The organism is Acaryochloris sp. IP29b_bin.148, assembly GCF_028285565.1.
Classification (GTDB): Bacteria; Cyanobacteriota; Cyanobacteriia; order Thermosynechococcales; family Thermosynechococcaceae; genus Acaryochloris.
Map to the genome: position 1 here is coordinate 11928 of NZ_JANQOY010000153.1, position 19916 is coordinate 31843.

At 46.5% G+C, this 19916-nt stretch carries 17 protein-coding genes; 6 read left to right on the forward strand and 11 right to left on the reverse strand.

Annotated elements, in window-relative coordinates; genetic code table 11:
* Nucleotides 1-93: 93 nt before the first annotated feature.
* The 5 genes from Q0986_RS14510 to larE form a co-directional block, all read right to left on the reverse strand.
* A complete protein-coding gene (locus tag Q0986_RS14510) occupies nt 94-4056 on the reverse strand; it encodes an FkbM family methyltransferase (protein ID WP_299411531.1) in 3963 nt (1320 codons plus the stop codon).
* 735 nt (nt 4057-4791) lie between these two features.
* Entirely contained in the window at nt 4792-5886 is a 1095-nt protein-coding gene (locus tag Q0986_RS14515) for a hypothetical protein (protein WP_299411533.1), read from the reverse strand.
* A 156-nt stretch (nt 5887-6042) separates the two neighbouring features.
* Nucleotides 6043-7161 (reverse strand): DegT/DnrJ/EryC1/StrS family aminotransferase, encoded by a 1119-nt coding sequence (locus tag Q0986_RS14520; protein WP_366918594.1) that lies wholly within the window; start codon nt 7159-7161, stop codon nt 6043-6045.
* Entirely contained in the window at nt 7158-7601 is a 444-nt protein-coding gene (locus tag Q0986_RS14525; RefSeq protein ID WP_299411537.1) for a hypothetical protein, read from the reverse strand. The genes Q0986_RS14520 and Q0986_RS14525 overlap by 4 nt, the downstream gene beginning before the upstream one ends.
* 501 nt (nt 7602-8102) lie before the next feature.
* Complete coding sequence (gene larE, locus Q0986_RS14530) at nt 8103-8927, reverse strand: ATP-dependent sacrificial sulfur transferase LarE (protein ID WP_299411539.1); 825 nt, start codon at nt 8925-8927, stop codon at nt 8103-8105.
* Nucleotides 8928-9057: 130 nt separating this feature from the next.
* Between larE and rpsO the strand changes: the two genes are divergently transcribed.
* The 3 genes from rpsO to aroF are packed head-to-tail and all read left to right on the forward strand — an operon-like array spanning nt 9058 to nt 11058.
* Nucleotides 9058-9327, forward strand: a complete 270-nt coding sequence (gene rpsO, locus Q0986_RS14535; RefSeq protein WP_299411541.1) for a 30S ribosomal protein S15 — start codon at nt 9058-9060, stop codon at nt 9325-9327.
* A gap of 15 nt (nt 9328-9342) precedes the next feature.
* The gene (locus Q0986_RS14540; protein ID WP_299411542.1) at nt 9343-9987 is read left to right on the forward strand and encodes a PAM68 family protein; all 645 of its coding nucleotides are present in this window, start codon (nt 9343-9345) and stop codon (nt 9985-9987) included.
* Between the two features lie 12 nt (nt 9988-9999).
* Nucleotides 10000-11058, forward strand: a complete 1059-nt coding sequence (aroF, locus tag Q0986_RS14545; protein ID WP_299411544.1) for a 3-deoxy-7-phosphoheptulonate synthase — start codon at nt 10000-10002, stop codon at nt 11056-11058.
* A gap of 27 nt (nt 11059-11085) precedes the next feature.
* Here aroF and Q0986_RS14550 read toward each other — a convergent pair whose 3' ends face one another.
* Nucleotides 11086-11457 (reverse strand): VOC family protein, encoded by a 372-nt coding sequence (locus Q0986_RS14550; protein ID WP_299411546.1) that lies wholly within the window; start codon nt 11455-11457, stop codon nt 11086-11088.
* Between the two features lie 114 nt (nt 11458-11571).
* Here Q0986_RS14550 and Q0986_RS14555 point away from each other — a divergent pair, with 114 nt between their 5' ends.
* Nucleotides 11572-12048 carry a hypothetical protein gene (locus Q0986_RS14555; protein ID WP_299411548.1) on the forward strand — a complete coding sequence of 159 codons (477 nt, stop codon included), beginning with the start codon at nt 11572-11574 and terminating at the stop codon, nt 12046-12048.
* A 152-nt stretch (nt 12049-12200) separates the two neighbouring features.
* Here the strand turns inward: Q0986_RS14555 and Q0986_RS14560 are convergent, their stop codons facing one another.
* Nucleotides 12201-13574: an NAD(P)/FAD-dependent oxidoreductase gene (locus tag Q0986_RS14560; protein WP_299411550.1), complete on the reverse strand. Its 1374-nt coding sequence runs from the start codon at nt 13572-13574 to the stop codon at nt 12201-12203.
* A gap of 593 nt (nt 13575-14167) precedes the next feature.
* Complete coding sequence (locus Q0986_RS14565) at nt 14168-15577, reverse strand: LuxR C-terminal-related transcriptional regulator (protein ID WP_299411552.1); 1410 nt, start codon at nt 15575-15577, stop codon at nt 14168-14170.
* Nucleotides 15578-15743: 166 nt separating this feature from the next.
* Between Q0986_RS14565 and Q0986_RS14570 the strand changes: the two genes are divergently transcribed.
* Entirely contained in the window at nt 15744-16037 is a 294-nt protein-coding gene (locus Q0986_RS14570) for an MSMEG_0570 family nitrogen starvation response protein (protein WP_299411555.1), read from the forward strand.
* On the opposite strand, the gene Q0986_RS14575 is transcribed toward Q0986_RS14570, so the two are convergent.
* Nucleotides 16021-17178, reverse strand: coding sequence for an MSMEG_0565 family glycosyltransferase (locus Q0986_RS14575; protein WP_299411556.1), 1158 nt, complete (start codon nt 17176-17178; stop codon nt 16021-16023). The genes Q0986_RS14570 and Q0986_RS14575 overlap by 17 nt on opposite strands.
* 59 nt (nt 17179-17237) lie before the next feature.
* Here Q0986_RS14575 and Q0986_RS14580 point away from each other — a divergent pair, with 59 nt between their 5' ends.
* On the forward strand, nt 17238-18392 hold the full coding sequence (locus Q0986_RS14580; RefSeq protein WP_299411559.1) for a PDDEXK nuclease domain-containing protein: 1155 nt from the start codon (nt 17238-17240) through the stop codon (nt 18390-18392).
* Here the strand turns inward: Q0986_RS14580 and Q0986_RS14585 are convergent.
* Together Q0986_RS14585 and Q0986_RS14590 are read right to left on the reverse strand one after the other, a co-directional pair.
* On the reverse strand, nt 18381-19382 hold the full coding sequence (locus Q0986_RS14585; protein WP_299411560.1) for a sll0787 family AIR synthase-like protein: 1002 nt from the start codon (nt 19380-19382) through the stop codon (nt 18381-18383). The genes Q0986_RS14580 and Q0986_RS14585 overlap by 12 nt on opposite strands.
* Complete coding sequence (locus tag Q0986_RS14590) at nt 19382-19897, reverse strand: MSMEG_0567/Sll0786 family nitrogen starvation N-acetyltransferase (protein ID WP_299411561.1); 516 nt, start codon at nt 19895-19897, stop codon at nt 19382-19384. The genes Q0986_RS14585 and Q0986_RS14590 overlap by 1 nt, the downstream gene beginning before the upstream one ends.
* Nucleotides 19898-19916: the final 19 nt, after the last annotated feature.

Genomic DNA, 19916 nt, shown 5'->3' on the forward strand with positions numbered 1-19916 from the left:
TATTCCAGCAAAATTTGGATTAATTGTCGTCTGATTTGCAGATATATTCGACGATAGTCACATGATAACGTCTCCCTTCATTCGTCAAAGCGTTTAGCGTCGACGTGATTGTCTTTGCTGTTGTCGCCTATTGCGAGCCTCTCGCTTGCGTTGGGCTCGTTGATCAGCTGTTTGAGTCGGCAGATTCATGGACGGTTGCTCGCCTTGCCCTTCTCTTAATTGGTTGGCCAGAGCATGAATCGTTGGATATTTAAATAAATCGACCGGTGAAATATTGCTGGCAAATTTCTCTTGCAATTTAGTATGCACTTGCACCATCAGCAATGATCGTCCCCCTAATTCAAAGAAATTATCATGAACCCCCACTTGATCCAGACCTAAAACTTCAGACCAAATTTTGGCAAGTTCAGCTTCAAAGTCATTACTGGGGGGCACAAATGGCTCGTTCAGATCAGGCCGATCTCGGTGTCTTTGGGCTTCGACGACCTGAAGGATTTCTTCTGGGTTGTTGAATTGTGTTGCAATACGATGAATGGTGTTGGAATCAACCTGAGTCACTGTTGATGTCAGCACCGATCGCTTAGGAGCTGAGGAGGAAGACGCCTCTTGTTCTGGCGCGCGTTCAGTCGGTGTAAAGGCCAGTTGTGCTGCGATCGCAGAATCAAAGGTAAATTGCCAGTCATTGCCCACTGGGTGTTTAACCTCAGTCCCCACTCTATTGAGGAAATCCATAGCGGGTTGGTTTTTGGGCGTAGGTTTATAGAGGACTTCAACAGAAGCTAAACCTCTCGATTGGGCAATCGCACCTAATTGAGCAAGCATTTGGTACTCAACCCCTCTGCCCAACGTACGGCAGCTCAACAAGAAGGTGTCGACCTGCAGTTTGGTTCCATCGGTGCTGAACAGGACAGCCCCGACCAGTCCATATTCACCAAACCGATCGCTCACCTGCACCGTTAGACACTCATATTGATTGGAGGCCAGTAACTGCTGAATCTCCGTTTCAGAGCGTCGAATCGTCGTGAAATTGAACTGATTGGTTCGATGGGTCAGCTGAGAAACCCGAGACAGCTGTTGAGCCGTCATGGGTCCAATATCAACCTTCAACTCTAAACCAGCCAGAAAATCACTAAAGGTCAACGTTCCTTGGCGAAAGTGCTCTCGCTGCACTTCCTGCTGATAGAGAACGGTACGCTGCTGGTCCTCTTTTGTAGTCTGCAGATGGTCAAAGGCCCAAACATGTTTAAGGAAATGGGGAATGTCATCCGCATTAGTGGGAAGCTGTAACGTTAGTACCTGTGGGCAGTTTGTCTGTACTTCCGCACATTCAATAGGATTATCATCAATAAAAATAAAGCTATCCAGCCCCAGATTCAGCTCAGCAGCCAACGCTTTAATATTGTCAGACTTAGACGACCAGTTCACTTTGGATTGAACCAGATGATCCCGTTTGAGAGGCATATCTGAACGAGCATCAAAGACGGCCCAGACATCCGCTTCAGAATTCTTGCTACACAGGCATAGCAACATTCCTGCTTCCTGTTGAGCCACCATAAACGCTTGCAGAAATTGGTAAGACGGTGATATTTCGATGCCTTGTGCTCCATCTTCACCACAAACCCCTTGCCAAAGGGTGCCATCACAATCTAAGGCAATCACTTTATAGGAGGGATGCTGAATGGCGTAAACCTTGCGGGCCAGGGCAGTACCTAAAGCGGCAAAGAATGCTGAAGTATAAGGAACATGACCAAACTGATGTCCATGCGGATCATAGTAAGAAGAGACTGGGTAGAGCGTACTCAGCATGGAACTGGTTAAGCTATAGATACCTTCTATCTGCTCAACTTCGCTAACTAGCTTTGTCTCCATCTGCTGATAAATAGAATGAACGGTTGGATCTGCGATCGCATCGGGTGAGTTAGGACAAATACAAACGATATGAGGCGTTGAAGATCGTCCTGCTGCGCTTCTAAGAGAATCACAGAGATCCTGGATATTTTTCTCGATTTTTCCAGTATTAACTTCATTCTTTACAGCTACTGGCGTTCTTCTGGCTTCAGGACGGATGGCATAAATATTATAGAGTCCAGAACTTTGGAGCATATCCTCTTCATCGATAATTAGCTCAAAGCCTTTGGTCCGTAATAGTGTTTTAACGGCCTCAATAATGCTGCCCTCTTGATCGTGGACCTCCACCACCATTTGTTGAATAATCGGCCAATGCTCCTCTTTGATCCCTTGCAAAACTGGCAACTCGCTTTTCTCTGCATCTAGCTTTAGGAGATCAATTTTCCCAATCTGATGTTCTTCAATAATGCTAGATAGGGTCCGCAACTGAGCCTGATACGTTTCTTTATTGAGCCGATCCTTTAAAAACTCATCCGCCAAAGCATCAATTTCGCTCTCGGTCATAGCCTGATCCCGCTGCAGCATATTGAGAATCACAGCGCGAATCGCTTGCTCATCCTCCAGGGAATCAGCAGCAAAGCTAGAAAACACCGAGGAATTGGGGTAGAAGGTAAAGGTCTCAACGCTATCGCTTCCTCCTAAACCACAATTAAACAGGTGCGTATTTTGGCCGTATAGTGTTGCATTACACTGAAGCTTATCGAAGGCATGAGGCGCAGGTTCAAAAGCATACACAGTGCCGTTGGGACATTGTTGTTGGACAAATAATGTAAATAGGCCAATATTCGCCCCAATATCCACAACACAGTCTCCATCTTGCAAGACTACGCCATGCTTTTGATAAACTTGATCGATGAAAATTTCTTTGTACAAATATTCCGTTTCATAGGGATTGAGATGGGCAACCTCAACTCGATTTGGCAACTGAAAATGAGCACGTTCAGCGAGATAACGCTCTTTTTCAGCAGGACTTACTTTTAGTTGTAGCGACGATTCCCCCTGATTCCAATCTTCTAAGCGCACTAATACAGCATTGACACCCTCGTGATTACTGGACAGTAAGCTAGAGGGATTCAACAACTCTTGAAATACTTGATTGTAAGGGGCAAATTGGATCTGGAAAGGCAGATCTAATTCTTGCATCCAAAAGGCCAAAGCATCCTCAACAGGCTCAGCCGTGTAGGTCGAAGAAATGGCAAGCGTTTGTCTTTGGCGCAGACTCCCCAGCAAAGCCTCATGGTGGGCATGCTCAATCACAACCCCCTTGGCTTCGACTACAACAGTTCCCTGCGGATCGCATAGGTATAGATCAGCCGTCATCGTTTGTGGACGAGACTCTTGTGACGCATGGAGTTGAGCATAACTCCATAGAGAACCCGCTACCTCGGGAAAATCGCCAATCACATTCAGCTGCTCAATTCCTACCGGCAAATAAGTTTCCCCTTTAACTGCCTCGGGTAAAGCAGCCCAGAGTACTTGAAAGCAACTATCCAACAGCACAGGATGAACGATATAGTCCGACGCGTTCGCTAGCAAGTCAGCGGGGAGTTTAATCTGACCTAAAGCTTTGCCATCCCGTCGCCAAAGCTGCTCAACCACCTGAAAACAAGGACCATACATAATCCCTCGATCTTCACAGTCCTGGTAAAAAGCATCTACGGCGCTGATCTGCAGCGAAGACGTCAGTTCTACTACAGGAATATTATGACTAGAGTCTGAGGGTTGATGGAGAGCCACCAAGGAGCCAGATGAATGAAAAATGGGGGACGATTCTCCAGGCTGCCCACCCGTTACCTCACTCAAAATCTGAAAGGTAGAGCGATTGTCTTCACCAGATGTCAGGGTGAGCTGAACATCGTGCTGAGTGTTCTCTCGTAGAATTAAAGCCTGTTGGATACTAATGTTCTCAATCGTCCAGTTCTTGATCCCGAACTCAGTGTGTCCTAGCGCTAACACCATCTCCACATAAGCAGTTGCGGGTAAGATCGCAACATCATAAACACAATGATGTGCTAAAAAACCTGGCTTATTAACGCTAACTTGAGCCTTAAACTCTAGGGTTTGAGGGGGAGGAGACTGCTGTTTTTGGCCTAAAAGAGGATGAAAAAGTTTGCTAGTTGCATGGTCAGATTCTGAAGTGTAGCTCATGTTAACTTCCCCAACTTATATAGATGCATTTAAGACTTGATAATGTCCTTGTGATGGCCAAGAGACCATCTTCTATAGAGAGAGTTTTTACTCTACAAAGCTTAGAACAAAACATCTGGTTCCGTCAGCCTTAAACCTCTATAGTATTCAACCCAATTAGTTTGCCTAAATAATTGATCTTTTTATATTCTTATCAAGAGAATAAAAGCCAGCTTTTGAAGAACCTATGTTGTACAGATATTTAGTGGTTAGACAAGATCGAGCGAAAACCACCTTAAACAACCACTATATAACGAAATAGGATAAAATTACGAGCTTTTAATCTAAAATCAGTTCTATCATTCTTAAATATGTTGATTTTGGGATTATTCAGCTTCCATACGTGATTATTTATAAATATTATAAGGTCAAATCTGTCAGCCTCCGTCCTAGAGGCATTAAACTTCATTGTTCCATAGAGCAAATTTGCCAAGGGTGATCTCAGTCACTTCAGTTGTAGTAAAATCCCCAATTAAGCTGTTTGTTTAGCTAGCAAAAATCTTAAACTGCAAAACATGGAGGCATGCACCAATTTTCAAGCCTCAACTCAACGATACGATCAGACTAGAATACAAATAGAATCTCAGTTTGCAGCACTACTTTTGATCATCTAACGGTGAATTCCTAGCGCACTACCAGGCAGGCAAGGAAGTGAGACACTACGCGATTCAAACCAATGGCCAAGCTAGGACAAATCTATGATTCAAGTTGATTACCCGTCATTTGAATCAGTTGCTCATAGAACTTGGGCCAGTAAGCCTCAAAGGAAGCTTTGGTCTGACAAAAGTTCAGGCATCGCTCTCGATACTCCGACTGCTTACCCATTAGTGTATGGATTGCTGACGGAATCTCAGAGCCCCCCTCTATTAAAATACCCAAATTTTCTTTTTCTATAAAGCTAAAAGAGGAGAGTTGAGATGCAATAACTGGAGAGCCACAGGCCAGACTACGCATCAGTTTGCCAGAGGAGAAACCCACATATTCAATATGTGGGCCAGAATTATGATAAAGTGCAAAGCTCCCTTCACAATAGGCGACCAGTGAATTCAATTCATCTTGGGACAAAACCTGATCACTCCAATAAATCCGGTGATTTTCCAGATGAGAATATCTTTGTCGGAAAGCGTCAACTTCCCCCTTAGAGCGGCTATGGACAATAAGTACTGCAGGTTCAGGCCAGTCAGCCACAGACGAAAGAATCTCTGGCACACGAGCCCATGTATCGACAGTGCCTGCATAAAGAAATGGAATAGAATCCTTAGGAAGCTTGAATCTGAGATGCCAATCAATATCGTGAGCACAAGGCTGAATAGCAGCTATGTTGGGAAGCGTTGCATAAGGCGTCGTTTGAGACAGGCCTAGTTCTTCAGAAATTAATGGGTATTGCTGAGGATCAGGCACTACAATCATGGCTGCCTTTTGGGCAGCTTCTTGTTCTAAAGTGGTCCACATGGTCTGTGGCCAATTGCTGGGAAACTCATCAACCACCTGGATCAACGGACATTCATTCGCTTTAGCCAGCACGTTGCCAATGAATGCACCTTTTTGCCCCAAACCCAATACACAATGATAGTCTTTCCTTTGCTTAAATCGAGATCTTAACCAGCGCTCCAAATAGCGTCCAGTCAGGCCAAATCGCGATTCAGTAAAGAATTGGATAGAGACGTTTTGAGGCAGTAAATCTCTATAGTCTGCAATAGGTCTTCCCCATAAAGGTTTTTCCCAAAGGTATAAATCAACGGCCCAACCCATTTTGGCTAAAGACATAACCGTATTCAGGGCAAATGGCATCGTTTCAAGCCGTGCATTTTTAGGCCCATGAGGATAGTGAATAAAAGCAAGTTTCCCAAGCATTGGTCCCATTCAATAGAGTTGCTTCAATTAGAGTAGCCGAGCACCCATGATAATTTGTTGGGTGCTGGGATAAAAAGGGTTCAAGATAGATGACTATCGCATAACGTCTTGCAAAGCATGAGCGACTTGTTGCATCTGTAGGTCAGTTAATGCGAGTCCGCTGGGAATATAGAAACCACGGCGGGCAATCTTTTCTGAGATGGGACAGGACACCTGATCGAATAGTCCCATCTCTTGGAAGACAGGTTGAAGATGCATCGGCCAGAAGAAGGGTCTCGTCCCAATTTCATGAGCTGCTAGACGTTTCATCGCTTCCTGGGCATCAAAGGGAACATTGTCCTCTAAAACAATGCCATAGACCCAATATATATTGGTTGCATAATCAGTTTTAGGGACAGGTAGCTGAAGTCCAGGAATCTCTGCCAATAGGCGATTATAGACTTCCCCCATATGGCGTTTGCGAGCGATAAACGTATCTATTTGTTCTAGTTGTGCCAATCCCAACGCAGCTTGCATATTGGTCATCCGATAATTCCACCCTAACTCCAGGTGAACAAATCGTTTCTGCGGTTGGAAGCATAAATTTCTCAGAGATCTAGAACGATCAGCCAATGTCTCATCATTGGTCAGTACCATTCCACCTTCCCCTGTGGTGAGGTGTTTATTGGGATAAAAGCTAAATGTACTAATCGCACCGAAACTACCACAAGGGGCTCCATTATAAGTCTGGCCATGCATTTCAGCGGCATCTTCAATAATATATAGCCCATATTTATTCGCTAATTCCATCAGTGGTTGCATATCCACAGGTAATCCATAAATATGAACAACCATGATGGCCTTTGTGTTGTCGGTAATCTTGGCTTCAATTTGGCTGACATCCATATTCCAAGTTGCAGGGCAGCAGTCTACAACTACGGGTGTCGCACCTGCCCGCACAATCGCAGCGGCACAGGAAATGATGGTGAATGAGGGAAGTATCACTTCATCCCCATGACCGATTTTGAGCGCAGCAAGGGCAACGTCTATGGCAACAGAACCGTTGCAAACAGCAATGCCATGCTTCCTCCCCATTTGCTCAGCAAATTGCTGTTCAAATTGTTTAACGAAAGGACCTTCTGAAGAAATCCACTTAGTATCGATACACTCATTTAGATACTTTTTCTCATTGCCATTGAGAAGAGGTTCATTAACTGGAACAAACGCCATCAGCTATCCCCTAAATCCATCATAGTAACTTGTTCAGCAGCAATGCCAGTAAATCGTGTTTTATCTTCCTCGCCCACGTAAGGACCTTGCTTGACTTCGAACATCTCAACTTCTTCGAGCACTTCAAATCCATGCCCACCGGTCACTAGAAGAATGACATCTCCTGCTTCTAGGATGTAACTATTAAGATACTGTTGCTGGTCGTTATAGAAGTCCACTCGTAACTTCCCTTTACGAATAAATAGGACTTCTTGGGTATATTCCACTTGACGAGGAACTGGATTATGGACATGTGGCTTAATATGCTTTCCGGTGGGATGATGCATATAGGCTAGTTGCTGAGAAAGTTGATCAGGGGTAAAAAAATGAATCCCTGATTCATGAAAATGATGGGATACGATTAGAGCAAGAAGTCGATCGCCATCTGTAACTTTTTTAATCATTATTTAGTATGAGGATATTTGTTATTCGAGGCTGAGTTGAAAGACTCATTCTTTGGAGAAGGCTCATAGGACAATACTGTCAGAACAAAGTGTCAGTAATGCATCCATTTAATTAGTATTTTGCTTGCTCACTTATGCCAGCTGCTCTCTGTCTCTATTACATGATGCTGAGGCATTCTAAGTGTGGATACAAGATAGCGTTAAACAAGCCATCAAAAAGACACCTAAATCTTTCTTGAAACAAGGATAGGTATCATCTAATGATTGATATCCATCAGCACATTTACATCTAAGTCCTTATCCCTCTTGAGCTGCATTCAGCATGCTATTGCTGTCAATACTAGCTTATGTTGATAGACTTGGCCTACATCCTTGAGGGGGTAGACTTCTTGCATAAGAGTTCAAGATGATCCCCGCAATCCCCCTGTCGACGTAGGGGCACAAGTAACCCATCCTCCGATGGCACGACGTTTTTTGCGGGTAGTCAAAGGTAACGCTATCTCAGGGCAATGATGACAGTAAGGAGAGGTCCTGATTGAGCTTGCCACTCACAAATCCCTCAAGGTCGAGGGTGATATAGGTGAAGCCATAGTTCTTAAATGCTGTTACTAGTTGGGCGAGATTGGTCTTTTGGACAAAGGCCGTGATCTCAGCAGCAGGAAGTTCAATCCGCGCTGTATCGGCTTGCGATCGCACCCTCAATGTCGACCAGCCCAAATCACGAAGATACCGTTCTGCTTGTCCAACTCGCCGTAGCTTCTCCACCGTAATTGCTTCCCCATAGGGAAAACGAGAACTGAGACAAGGTTGTGCAGGCTTGTCCCACCAGGGCAAACACAATAGCCTAGAAATTTCTCGCACTTCTAGCTTAGTAATACCGATCTCTGCCAAAGGCGATCGCGTGCCCCGCTCCTTCGCCGCTTGAATCCCCGGACGATAATCGTGCAGATCATCCGCATTTACCCCATCCACCACATAGGCATATCCCCATTCTGCGGCTAAGGGTTTTAGGGTGTCATAGAGTTCACTTTTACAGAAATAACACCGATTAACAGGATTAGCTGTGTAATGGGGATTATCCATTTCGTGAGTGGCGACAACGCGATGGGGAATCCCAATGTCGGCGGCCTGCACCTGAGCATCTTCCAAATCTTCAGGCAGAAGGGAGGGGGAATTGGCGGTCGTGGCAAGCGCTTGATCTCCCAACACATCAAAAGCAACTTTTGCCACTAAGGTACTGTCGATGCCCCCTGAATAGGCAATCAGAGCACGTTCCATTTGAGCGAAGAGGGTTTGCAGTTTTTGCAGCTTGTCCTGAACCGTCATTAGCCCCTTAAGAATTCTTTATCCTTCTAGTCTAAACGGTTCTAAAGGAGAACGTACGTTTAGCAACAAAGAACAGGGAATGAGATGTCATTATGATAGAATTAGCGTTTTGAGAAAACACGGATCACGTATGGCTTTGTTACAAGAAAAAAAACAGGAACTTATTGAAGCCTATCAAGTGCACGAGACTGATACAGGCTCTGCAGATGTTCAAGTTGCCATGCTGACTGAGCGGATCAGTAAGCTGAGTGAACACCTCAAGACCAACAAAAAAGACCATTCTTCTCGTCGGGGTCTTCTGAAAATGATTGGTCAGCGTAAGCGCCTGTTGACCTATATCATGAAAAAAGATCCAGCCCATTACCGTGAGCTGATTCAACGCTTAGGTATTCGGGGTTAACGGTACTTTACTCCCATGGCTTCTAAACCTGACGGTAATAACACAAACAGCAAATCAGGCTTTGGCTTAGACTTAGCTGATGCTTCGGCGTCTGAGAATAAGAAGAAAGCAAAGTCTGCCCCCAAACTATCTGCAAAAGCTCCTAAGTCGAAGAAAAAGCAGAAAAAGGCCAAAGGGAAGAAGCGAGCTGATCCCTCCGCTGTTATTCCTAAAGTTGTCAGCAACCGCATGATTCGACGAGTGGGAATTTTTTCGGGTATTCCCACCCTGTTGGCTTTTCTGACCATCCCTGCCAGTTATTTTGTCACTGAGCAAGGATGGGCGGAGTTTCCCGGCACGCTAGTGTTGTTTGCCAGTATTACCTTTTTAATCTTAGGTCTGGTTGGGGTGAGTTATGGGATTATTTCCGCCTCTTGGGATGAGGAAATTAAGGGATCACCGCTTGGCATTAGCGAGTTTAGATTGAACCTAGGCCGCATCCAAGACCGTCGTCGCGTGCAGAAGGCAGAGCGGCAACGCCTCAAGGAAGAACAAGCTAAAACGGAAGGCAAGGCCAAAACAGAAGGCAAGGCCAAGGCAAAACAGGCGTCTGCTAAAGCAGAGACACCCCCATCGACAACGGAAGCTACTGAGTCTCAAGAGGAGTCAGCTAATTCGTAAGGAGTAAACCTTATGATCATCGTTTTCAAAAATGGCACCCCCGAGCCGGAGATCCAGTCCTTGGACCAAGAAATGCGAGATTGGGGGTTAACGCCAGAGAAAATTGTCGGTCAACACAATGTCGTTATTGGGTTGGTGGGCGAAACGGCAGCGTTAGATCCCGATCGGATTCGGGACTTGAGCCCCTGGATTGAATCAGTCTTGCGAGTGGGTAAGCCCTATAAACGGGTTAGTCGAGAATTTCGACATGGCGCATCCAGCCGTGTTGCAGTGTCAACCCCCAAGGGACCCGTGTTTTTTGGAGAAAGCGATCCGATTGTTTTAGTGGCAGGCCCCTGTTCTGTTGAAAATGAAGCCATGATTGTGGAGACGGCCCAGCGGGTTGCTGCTGCTGGGGCCTCTTTTTTGCGTGGCGGAGCCTATAAGCCCCGTACTTCTCCCTATGCCTTCCAAGGACATGGAGAGAGTGCTCTGGGCCTATTGGCTGCGGCTCGTGATGCCTCTGGCTTGGGCATTATTACCGAGGTGATGGATACGGCAGATTTGGAGAAGGTGGCTGAGGTTGCCGATGTGGTTCAGATCGGGGCTCGGAATATGCAGAACTTTCCTTTGCTGAAGGCCGCTGGGGCTCAATCTAAGCCGGTGTTATTAAAGCGAGGACTATCTGCCACGATTGAGGAATGGCTGATGGCTGCAGAATATATCCTGGCTGCCGGGAATTCTCAGGTCATTTTGTGTGAACGAGGCATTCGCACCTTTGATCGGCAGCATTTACGCAATACGCTGGATCTGGCAGCGGTAGCGGTGCTGAGATCGCTGACACATTTACCTATTATGGTTGATCCCAGTCATGGAACGGGCTGGGCTGAATATGTTCCGGCATTAGCAAAAGCTGCGATCGCAGTAGGAACCGATTCTTTGATGATTGAGGTTCACCCTAACCCTGCTAAGGCATTATCGGATGGTCCTCAGTCACTCACCCCTGATCAGTTTGCAGTTTTAACTCAGGAATTAGCTACGATTGGCAATGCTGTAGGTCGCTGGCCTCAATCTGCTGCGATTGCTGCCTAATTTCTAACCAACTTAGGCAAAGCCGGATCAAGGCATGGCAAAAAACGTTAAGCAGCCGCCAACTGGGTCATAGACAACAAATTCTTTGGGTCCCCAGCGTTTTTGTTCTAGATGCTCTTGGACAATACTCTTATCCCTCGCTTGGTATTCAGCATAGAGTTGCTCGATATTATTGACCTGAATCCTGAGGCTGGTAGGACTGCCCAAATTTTGGTAGCTGTTTTTGCACAGATAGAGAACAGCCGTATCCCGTTGCACAATCGCCAGTCGAAGCGGATCACCTTCGCGGTGGATGACGTTGAAACCGAGTTTCTGTTCGTAGAATGCGATCGCAGGTTCTAGATCCTCTCCAGCGGGTACGAGGGGATGGATGGGACCTAAAGTTGGGGACGAACTCATCAGAGTTTACCTCGCCGAAATTGATAAATACAGGGATTAGAGCAGCATTAAGTATTATTGCCTAGCTTTCTAAATTAGCAACATCTACCCTCTAAACATGATAGAACGGGGAACATGCTTAGTCTTAACGCTCTCCTTGACTTCTCCCGATGCCACTGTGTTGGAATTTGTGCATCCTTAGTTCCCATCAATATCTTCGCCACGGCCTTCACCGTTGTTCAGGTCAGTCGGAACCATTCTCCGCGCTCCGTCCACTTTAATATTGGCGTCGCCAGTCTAGCTGCGGTACTGCTGGCGCTGCATGATCTGTCCTGGTTGATGATCGGTGTGGTTATGGCTCCCACCTATATTCTGTTCACTATTGCTCTGGTTTGTCTGAGTTTTAATGCTTGGGCTGGATGGCATTCTCAAAGCTTACGATATATCGTTCGAACTGTTGTTGGTTATTGTCTAACAATAGGTCGGAATATCATGGCTCAGGTCCATAACCATTCCCCGATTGAGCCTCAACAAGTGCGCGTCGCCCAGTCTATTTGCGCAATGGATTCACGACCTCAAATTGGGCCATTACATTCACCACTTCCGAGATGAATTTCACCGCTTATCAGAAAACGATCTTATGCTTGCACTGATCCCTACTTTAATCTGGCTAGATAAAATCTAAAATGACGATTTTTCGTGATAATCGAAAACTATTCTTTAGCTTAAAAATATGAGAATAGGCGAGAAAGAATCATAATTCCTCAACTGATCTGCAGCGCCAACCAAATGACTGGACCGATGGCAATAACAACGGCTAATAAGACAAGTAGCTGTTTCTCCTGCTTCTGAGATTGTTGCCAAATTTTAGAATAAGGGACATTAGCATCTCCTAGTTGAAGGAGAGCATATTTGTGAAACCACTTTGGCAAAAGCTTATGCAGAAGCATAAGTATCAATACTTTAGCGATAAAAAGCGTGCTCGTTGCTCGTTTATTGCCACCAAACCCAATTTCAGAAAGTTGAGCGATCGCATCCACATCGGGCTTCCGTATCTGACTAAATGTGGGCAAAGCAACAGAGAGGTTCCCATTAGATTGGGCCAAGGTGTTTGCAAAAACTCGACAACTTTCAAGGGCCGTATTACACCCTTGTCCTAAGGATGGCCACACTGAATGGGCGGCATCTCCCAGCAGAACAATACAGTCACTGCCGACGAGCTGATTGCAGACAGTCGTTATCCCACCATTGGCAGCTTTTTGCGATAGTAAATCTTGGGCGAAGTGAGAGGGTAAACCTGCTTGATCAAGATTAGGGAAGATATTTGGGAATTTCTCTTTAAATAAGGTGCATATGTCTTCTTCAGTTTGCAGTTTATCGAAGGTTATCTCTCCCTCTTGGGGCAAAATCAAAACCCCATTGAGTGTTCCATCAATCTTGGGGGGTGCAAGCAGGGTAACAGGCTGAGTACCAGGCCAGGTATGAAAGCGGTTTTCCCACTCTTTTGTCGCTCCGGAGAAATTTTCGACTAATCCTAAATCACAGATTTTGTACAACATATTGTCTGTGTTCTGCCGAACTGTAAATTCCTCAATCTGAGATTCCATTGCAGCTCTAACCGTACTAAAGACGCCACCTGCGCCCACTAGTAGATCAAATGTCTCCTCATGTTGTTTGGATTCTGCTTGAAAAACCGCAGTTTTTTCTTGGATATTGATCTGCAATAGTTTTTGATTAAAATAATAATTAATTTTGTCAGGATAACGATTTTTCCCGTCTGAAATTAAAGATTGAGCTAGCGTAAAACGATCGATTGAAATCGAGTCTCGAAATCCCTGGCTTAACTTTGCTTGTTTAACAGTGTGTCGAATACCACCTTGAATAGATACGACTTTTTCTGGTGATAGCTGAACCCCCACTTCTTCCAATCCATTGAGTGCTCGCCTGTTGAGCACAATATTGAACGAGCGACGAGTACTTGAAGTTTCGGCAATAACACTGCGCCGCTCATAAACAGATACATGCCAACCCATCTGAGCTAAATATAAGGCGGTTAGTGAGCCTGTTGGTCCACCACCGACTATTATTGCTGTGCTTTTCTGATCAGAGGGTGAAGAATATGCAGACGGATTTACCATGCTTGATTCTCCATTCTTATGTCTCAATAGTACCGCTTAATGAGTGTTTTTATGATTCAATCTATGACTCAAGGAAATAGTTTGAATCATAAATATGATATAAAACAAAACCTTAGTCACTATCAGTTTGTTTATGGATGTATTCGTAACTGAATCTCAAATGTTAATTATAAAAATCACCACCTTAAAATAAAATTTAATGATGGTGAACGAACTAGCATCTTGAATCATAAACAACGACCTCTTAAATCGCCGACTTATGGTTGATTACAGCTAGCCAGATAGTGGACTCTCCGTAAAAGACTGGAATGTCATCCAGTAGCGGATTTACCTATCCCTTCAGGCCTGAATGCACATCAATGAATTTTCTATATAGTAAGAAATGAACTCAATTAAGCTGTATGGTCAATATTTTATATAGAATGACGATTCTCTAATAAATCCGAAAAATGCATCTAATTCTAGATGGTTGCAGCTATAAAAAATATTTTAAAAAAAGCTCTAAAAATAGTGAAAATGTAGCTCTATATATTAATTATGAGATACTGTGCATTTAGTTCGAGAATGTGAATCTTTAAGACGACTTATCGCATCTAGATCCACTCTCGACTGGTGGCTTCATAAACGGCTTGATACCGATTTTTGGCCTTTAACTTGGTCAATGTATTGTTGACGTGAAACCGAACCGTACTGGCGCTGATATGCAATCGGTTGGCAATATCGCGATCTCTCAGCCCTTGAGACAACAACCGCATAATTTCCTGCTCTCGGTCGGATAACACCGGAGCGATCAGCTCCGGCAAAGCAGCTTGGCCTTGAGAGACTTGAGCCACGACCGTATAGAGTTGTTGGGGAATGATATCCAGTGTCACCACTGCTTGAGCTGCAGCAGGAATCTGCCCCCGAGGAGAATGCTGAATCCAAATGATGGGCGAGTTTGATGGGGGAACATCTAGACGATCCGTTAGCAGGACTTCTGGGGTATCTGATGCTGCCGTTTTAGAGGGTGCATGCTTCAGATTTAAGCCTGCTTGCAAGCATAGATGGGTAAATGCCAGTTGTAAGACAGATTGCTGACATTGAACCGACACGGATAAATGCTCAGATGCAGCCGCCCTATAGGGCAGCGTTAAGGTCAGCTCAAATACCCGATCTTGAGGGTCGGGTTGGGTGGTCAACGTCCCTCCCAGCCATAGAGTCATCCGTTGTAGCTCTGCCAAGGGTGAGGCAGCTCGCTTTAGTCGATCTTCACGGATGTTAGGGGGGAAGATTGCGATTGCATCCAACAATATGGCTTGTTCACCATAGGTCAAGCGGCAATAGCTGCAATTCAGTTGGGTTAACAGCTCCACCCCCCGCAGCAGGGCATAAGCCATAGAAGCCGGGAGATCCCGTTCCGTGCCCACCAACATTAACTGAGTTGAGGTGAGCACCTGTGCCAGTTGATCGGACAAGGCCATCGCTCTACTTTGAGACATAGATTTGGGTATCGTTCTCTGAGACTGAAGTGCGGCATCCAAGGCGATAGTGGTCGTCAGACACAGCATTTGCAGAACTTCCAGAAATTCTGGGGCAAGGGGAGTATGACTAAAGGTAGCCAGGACTCCTAACACGCGATCACCCGCCATTAGCGGATACCCGGCAAATCCTTGAATTTGATTGGCAATTGCCCAGTCTCGATCCTTGACCCAGGGTTCATCCGGTAAATAATTACTTAAAAACGGCACCCGGTTTTGAGCAATCTTGCCCACCTTATAGGCCCCCATCGGCACATGGGCAAAGGAACCATTGGTATGGGTATACAGCCCGGAAGAAGCAACTAAGGTCAGGGTTTGCTGTTCCGTGTCCGTTAACCAGATGCGAGCAAAGGCACATTGAAAACGCTGGACTAACGCTTCAGTGACACGATGGGCAATTGCTGCTGGATCTAAGCACCCAGAAATACTTTGACCAATCGCATTGACATCCTGAAGATGGGAGCGTAACTGAACTGAATTTAGCAAGGTGCGGCTGGAGGATGAAATGGCCTGGGAAAACGGATCACTTCTTTATTGAATAAAAAAGACTCTCCTCGCTTTGTATCAACCAGTACAACTGGCGACTCCCCCTGCACCGTTAAAGTAAAGGGCAGGAAATCTGTTCCACCCACCTCTTTTCGTACATGGATCCATGCCAGAAATTCGCTTTCAAATTCAATGGCCTGACGGTACCCAGGAAACTTGCTATTCCCCTTCCTTGGTTGTCAAAGACTATCTAGAGCCAGGAAGTACCTACGATTTGAGTGACTTTATTGCGCGATCGCAAACCGCTCTGACCATTGCCAGTGATCGGGTCAAGGCTAAATATGGTATGCCTTGCAGTCTCGCCCTAGGACAACTGCAATCTCTGGAAACTCGGGCTCAGACCTATCAAGATCTCGCCGACCCCAAGGTGCAAATGATTCAGTTTATTCCTGCTGGTTAGCCCGTAAGCGGTAATACTGTTCCACATGACAAAGCGCTGACTGATGCCAGGAATATTGGTCCAAAATTGGGGTAGCAGAGGAGAGAGACGCTGAACTGTGAGTTGGATCCAGGCTCAACATCCCCTTAGCCATCTGGTCAGGGTCTTGGGGGTTGACCCACACGGCTTGCTCCCTACCTAAAAATTCTGTAAACGGCGGTTGGTCTGATAGAAGTAGCGGTAACCCAGATGCGATCGCTTCTAGCACGACCAGTCCCCATCCTTCTTTCAAAGACGGAAAACAAAAGGCATCCGCACAACGATACAGAACCGGAAGATCAGTATCAGGCACAACCCCTGGCAAAATCAGCGACCGCCCAATGTCAATTTGTAATGCCTGGACTTGCTGGAAAAACTGGTCTCGATACGCTTGGTAGTCAAACAATGTCGCTCCGCCTGCAATCACCAGCTGAGCTTGGGGCCTATGCTGCAATACTTGGGCAAAGGCAGTGAGTAACCGGAGGGAGTTTTTGCGGGGTTCAATCCCGCCCACCGTCAAATAAATAGGCGATCCATGCAAGCCCAAGGTTTCTTTAAGGGCAGATTCATGTCCAGTAGGTGTGGAAGAAAACCGCTCTAAGTTAACGCCATTCGTTACACGGGGAGCCGTGATCTGGTACTCGGCGGCGAGTCTCTCTTGCCAGTAATCACTGACACATAAACATAAGTCGGGGTCTCGAATTGAGCGGTCTTGGCACTGCTGTAAATAGGGACTCTGAAAGTCTTCAATATGGTGGACGGTGCGGACGACGGAGAGGAGATACTGTTTCTGGCGAAGCTGCATTAAAGCGTTGGCACTAATGCAATCTTGGGCATGATAGATATCGTGTTGAGGGGGATGTTCCCCGAAGAATTTTACAAATTCCTGAATCCGCTGCTGGATCAGAGCATCGATATTAATAGGTGCGGCTTGAGCAGGAATAAGCTGCGCAGGATGAGGTAAGGCCCGCTCAAAGCCTTGACCATCTTTATCGAGGGCATACACACAAACTTGATGACCCAAAGCGGTAAGCGCTGCTGCCAGTTCTAGGGTATGGATAACGCTGCCCCGTGGCTTGGTGGCATAGGTCAACAGTGCGATTGATAGTGTCGACTCTGGCATGTAATGTCTCTGGTCATTGCTTACTGACACAGTGCAATTAGTCTAAAGTGAAAGTCTAAATGTTTCCCCTGAAAACCCTTTTCCCCTTGAGCGATAATCACTCCAACTTACTGTATCAACGTATTCTCGACATTCTCAATGCCGCCAAAATTGGCGTTTCCCGAACTGTCAACACGACACAAGTCGTCTCCTACTGGCTGATCGGGCGCGAAATTGTTGAACAAGAACAACAGGGGCAACAACGGGCCGAATATGGCGAAAACCTACTCAAAGATCTTTCCCGTAGACTGACCAAAGATGTTGGTAAAGGCTTTTCCTATGCCAATCTAAAACTTATTCGCCAATTTTATTTTGCTTATCCGCAACTGCTGGGTGAACAGGACAAAGGCTACGCGGTGAGTAGCCTTTCTGATGCCCCGCTCGACCTCGCGAAAACTCTTCAACCCAACCCCAACTGGCAACCCGGTCAACTTCATCCCAATCTTTCTTGGACCCATTACCGAAGACTGATGCGAGTGGATAATCTAGATGCTCGCGCCTTCTATGAAATCGAAGCGCTTCAAAATAACTGGTCCGCCCGCGAACTTGAACGCCAAATCAGCAGCCTTCTATTTGAACGCCTCGCCAAAAGCACCGACAAAGCCGGACTGATACAGCTCGCCACCGAAGGCCAAATGATTCAAACTCCCAGCGATATCTTCAAAGATCCCGTGGTGATCGAATTCCTCGGCCTCCCCGAATCCCCTCGCCTCGTCGAATCCGATCTCGAAACCGCTCTGATTAGCAACCTGCAAACCTTTCTGCTCGAACTGGGCAAAGGATTTGCCTTTGTCTCACGCCAAGAACGGATCAGCCTGGATGGCGATCACTTCTATATCGATCTTGTTTTCTACCACACCATCCTGAAGTGCTACATTCTGATCGATCTGAAAGTCGGAAAACTCAACCACGGCGACCTTGGCCAGCTCCAGCTCTACGTTAACTACTACGATCTCGAACGCTGTGCCCCAGACGACAACCCCACCCTGGGTCTGATCCTCTGCTCCGATAAAAATGATGCCGTGGTCAAATACACCCTTGGCCCCAACCAACAATCCAAAATCTTCGCCAGCCGCTATCAGCTCCACCTGCCCACCGAAGCTGAACTCCAAGCCGAACTCCATCGAGAAATGGCCCAATTGCAAGATCGACGACCGCCCGATTCAGAGGTTTGATGGGCTGTGATTCCGGTCTGCATGGGACGGAGAAAAACCCGTGAGGGATTCTTGACTCAAGTCCCAGAAGGCAGTTGACTCAGCGCCAAGTTTTAGAGTTAAGGTATGCCCCGGCGTGATCTGGCCAATAGCTGCACAGACCAAATCATGGGGGGCAAATAATTGCTGGATTGGCTCCACACAATCGGGTCTAACACTGAGCAAAAAACCATAACCGGGGAAACTCACCAGCCACTGTTTAAAGTCCAGATCAGCAGGACTGGGAATTGCTTCTAGGTCTAGCACAGCCCCGCAACCGGAAGTCTCCAGCAACATCAATAAGGTGCCCACTAAGCCCCCCATGCTAATGTCTTTCCCGGCATCGCATAGTCCTGACTCAGCCAGGATGGGCAATAGATTCAGATTGGCCTGCAATATCTGGGGTTCTGCCATCGTTGCTGCATCCCAAAACGGATATTTCGGATGGGGCTTACCTTTTAGGTCGGTAACCAGCAGTAGGGTATCGCCCGGTTGGGCATTAAAACTGGTTATCAATCGTTGGGCGCGTCCCAAAATTGACACCGATAGAACTTCATAAGGGCTATGACAGTGAGTATGACCCCCAACAATCGGCACATTAAAGGCCTTAGATGCTGCTTTCATCCCTTGCCAGAGTTGCTCCGCCTGATCTGTGGACTGACTCCAAAGGGCATCCACTACGGCAATGGGTTGCCCCCCCATGGCATAGATATCGCTGACGTTGACGAGCACCCCACACCAACCTGCGAACCAAGGTTCTGTTTCCACTAACACGGACCACATGCCCTCCGCTGCCAGCAGCAGATACCCCTCGCCATCGGGAATAGCGGCACAGTCATCCCCCAACCAAATGGGTTTTTGAGTGGTATTGTCCGAAACCCAAGCACCTAGATGGCGGGCAACAGGTTGAATATCCCGTTTATGCAGCAGGCCCAAAGTTTGTCGTAATTCGGCGGCTAGATCCGACAGCATTAAGAGGCTTGCAGCAGGGGCTTGGTTTGGGGACGGGGTTCATGGCCGGGAGGATAAAAGGCCAGGTCTGCTTCCATTAGGTGATGGGGGAGATCGCAAATCTGTATCTCTTCTAAGGAGTCCCAGTGCTGGCGTTGAAAGAACCGGACGTTCTGGAGTTGGACCGTAGCCAAGAAGCGATCGCATCCCCAGGTATTGGCCGTGGTCACGGCTTTATAGATCAATCCTTTACCGATGCGACCCACCCGCCGATAGTCAGCATGAACCCCTAAGCGACCACCGTACCAGAGCCGATCTTGCTCTTCGTAGATGCGGACTACGCCGACCACCTGTTGGTCTGGAGGTGCTTCTTTATCAATAGCCACGATCGGATAGGCGGTGGTATCAATATCGTCCTCATCGTTCCCTTCAAATAGACCTTGTTCCTGGCAAAAAATAGACTGACGCAAGTCAAAATATCCCCGTAGATCCTGGGGAGATTGCGCCAACTTAAAGCAATATCGACTAGATGCCATCAGATACCTCTGTGCTGCT

What these genes read in the sequence shown, in the direction of transcription:
- rpsO (WP_299411541.1), top strand. Translation starts at nt 9,058, where the DNA reads ATGGCTTTGTTACAAGAAAAAAAACAGGAACTTATTGAAGCCTATCAA.
- Q0986_RS14525 (WP_299411537.1), bottom strand. Translation starts at nt 7,601, where the DNA reads ATGATTAAAAAAGTTACAGATGGCGATCGACTTCTTGCTCTAATCGTA.
- Q0986_RS14575 (WP_299411556.1), bottom strand. Translation starts at nt 17,178, where the DNA reads ATGCCAGAGTCGACACTATCAATCGCACTGTTGACCTATGCCACCAAG.
- Q0986_RS14550 (WP_299411546.1), bottom strand. Translation starts at nt 11,457, where the DNA reads ATGAGTTCGTCCCCAACTTTAGGTCCCATCCATCCCCTCGTACCCGCT.
- larE (WP_299411539.1), bottom strand. Translation starts at nt 8,927, where the DNA reads ATGACGGTTCAGGACAAGCTGCAAAAACTGCAAACCCTCTTCGCTCAA.
- Q0986_RS14590 (WP_299411561.1), bottom strand. Translation starts at nt 19,897, where the DNA reads ATGGCATCTAGTCGATATTGCTTTAAGTTGGCGCAATCTCCCCAGGAT.
- aroF (WP_299411544.1), top strand. Translation starts at nt 10,000, where the DNA reads ATGATCATCGTTTTCAAAAATGGCACCCCCGAGCCGGAGATCCAGTCC.
- Q0986_RS14560 (WP_299411550.1), bottom strand. Translation starts at nt 13,574, where the DNA reads ATGGTAAATCCGTCTGCATATTCTTCACCCTCTGATCAGAAAAGCACA.
- Q0986_RS14555 (WP_299411548.1), top strand. Translation starts at nt 11,572, where the DNA reads ATGCTTAGTCTTAACGCTCTCCTTGACTTCTCCCGATGCCACTGTGTT.
- Q0986_RS14585 (WP_299411560.1), bottom strand. Translation starts at nt 19,382, where the DNA reads ATGCTGTCGGATCTAGCCGCCGAATTACGACAAACTTTGGGCCTGCTG.
- Q0986_RS14570 (WP_299411555.1), top strand. Translation starts at nt 15,744, where the DNA reads ATGCCAGAAATTCGCTTTCAAATTCAATGGCCTGACGGTACCCAGGAA.
- Q0986_RS14580 (WP_299411559.1), top strand. Translation starts at nt 17,238, where the DNA reads ATGTTTCCCCTGAAAACCCTTTTCCCCTTGAGCGATAATCACTCCAAC.
- Q0986_RS14515 (WP_299411533.1), bottom strand. Translation starts at nt 5,886, where the DNA reads ATGCCATTTGCCCTGAATACGGTTATGTCTTTAGCCAAAATGGGTTGG.
- Q0986_RS14510 (WP_299411531.1), bottom strand. Translation starts at nt 4,056, where the DNA reads ATGAGCTACACTTCAGAATCTGACCATGCAACTAGCAAACTTTTTCAT.
- Q0986_RS14540 (WP_299411542.1), top strand. Translation starts at nt 9,343, where the DNA reads ATGGCTTCTAAACCTGACGGTAATAACACAAACAGCAAATCAGGCTTT.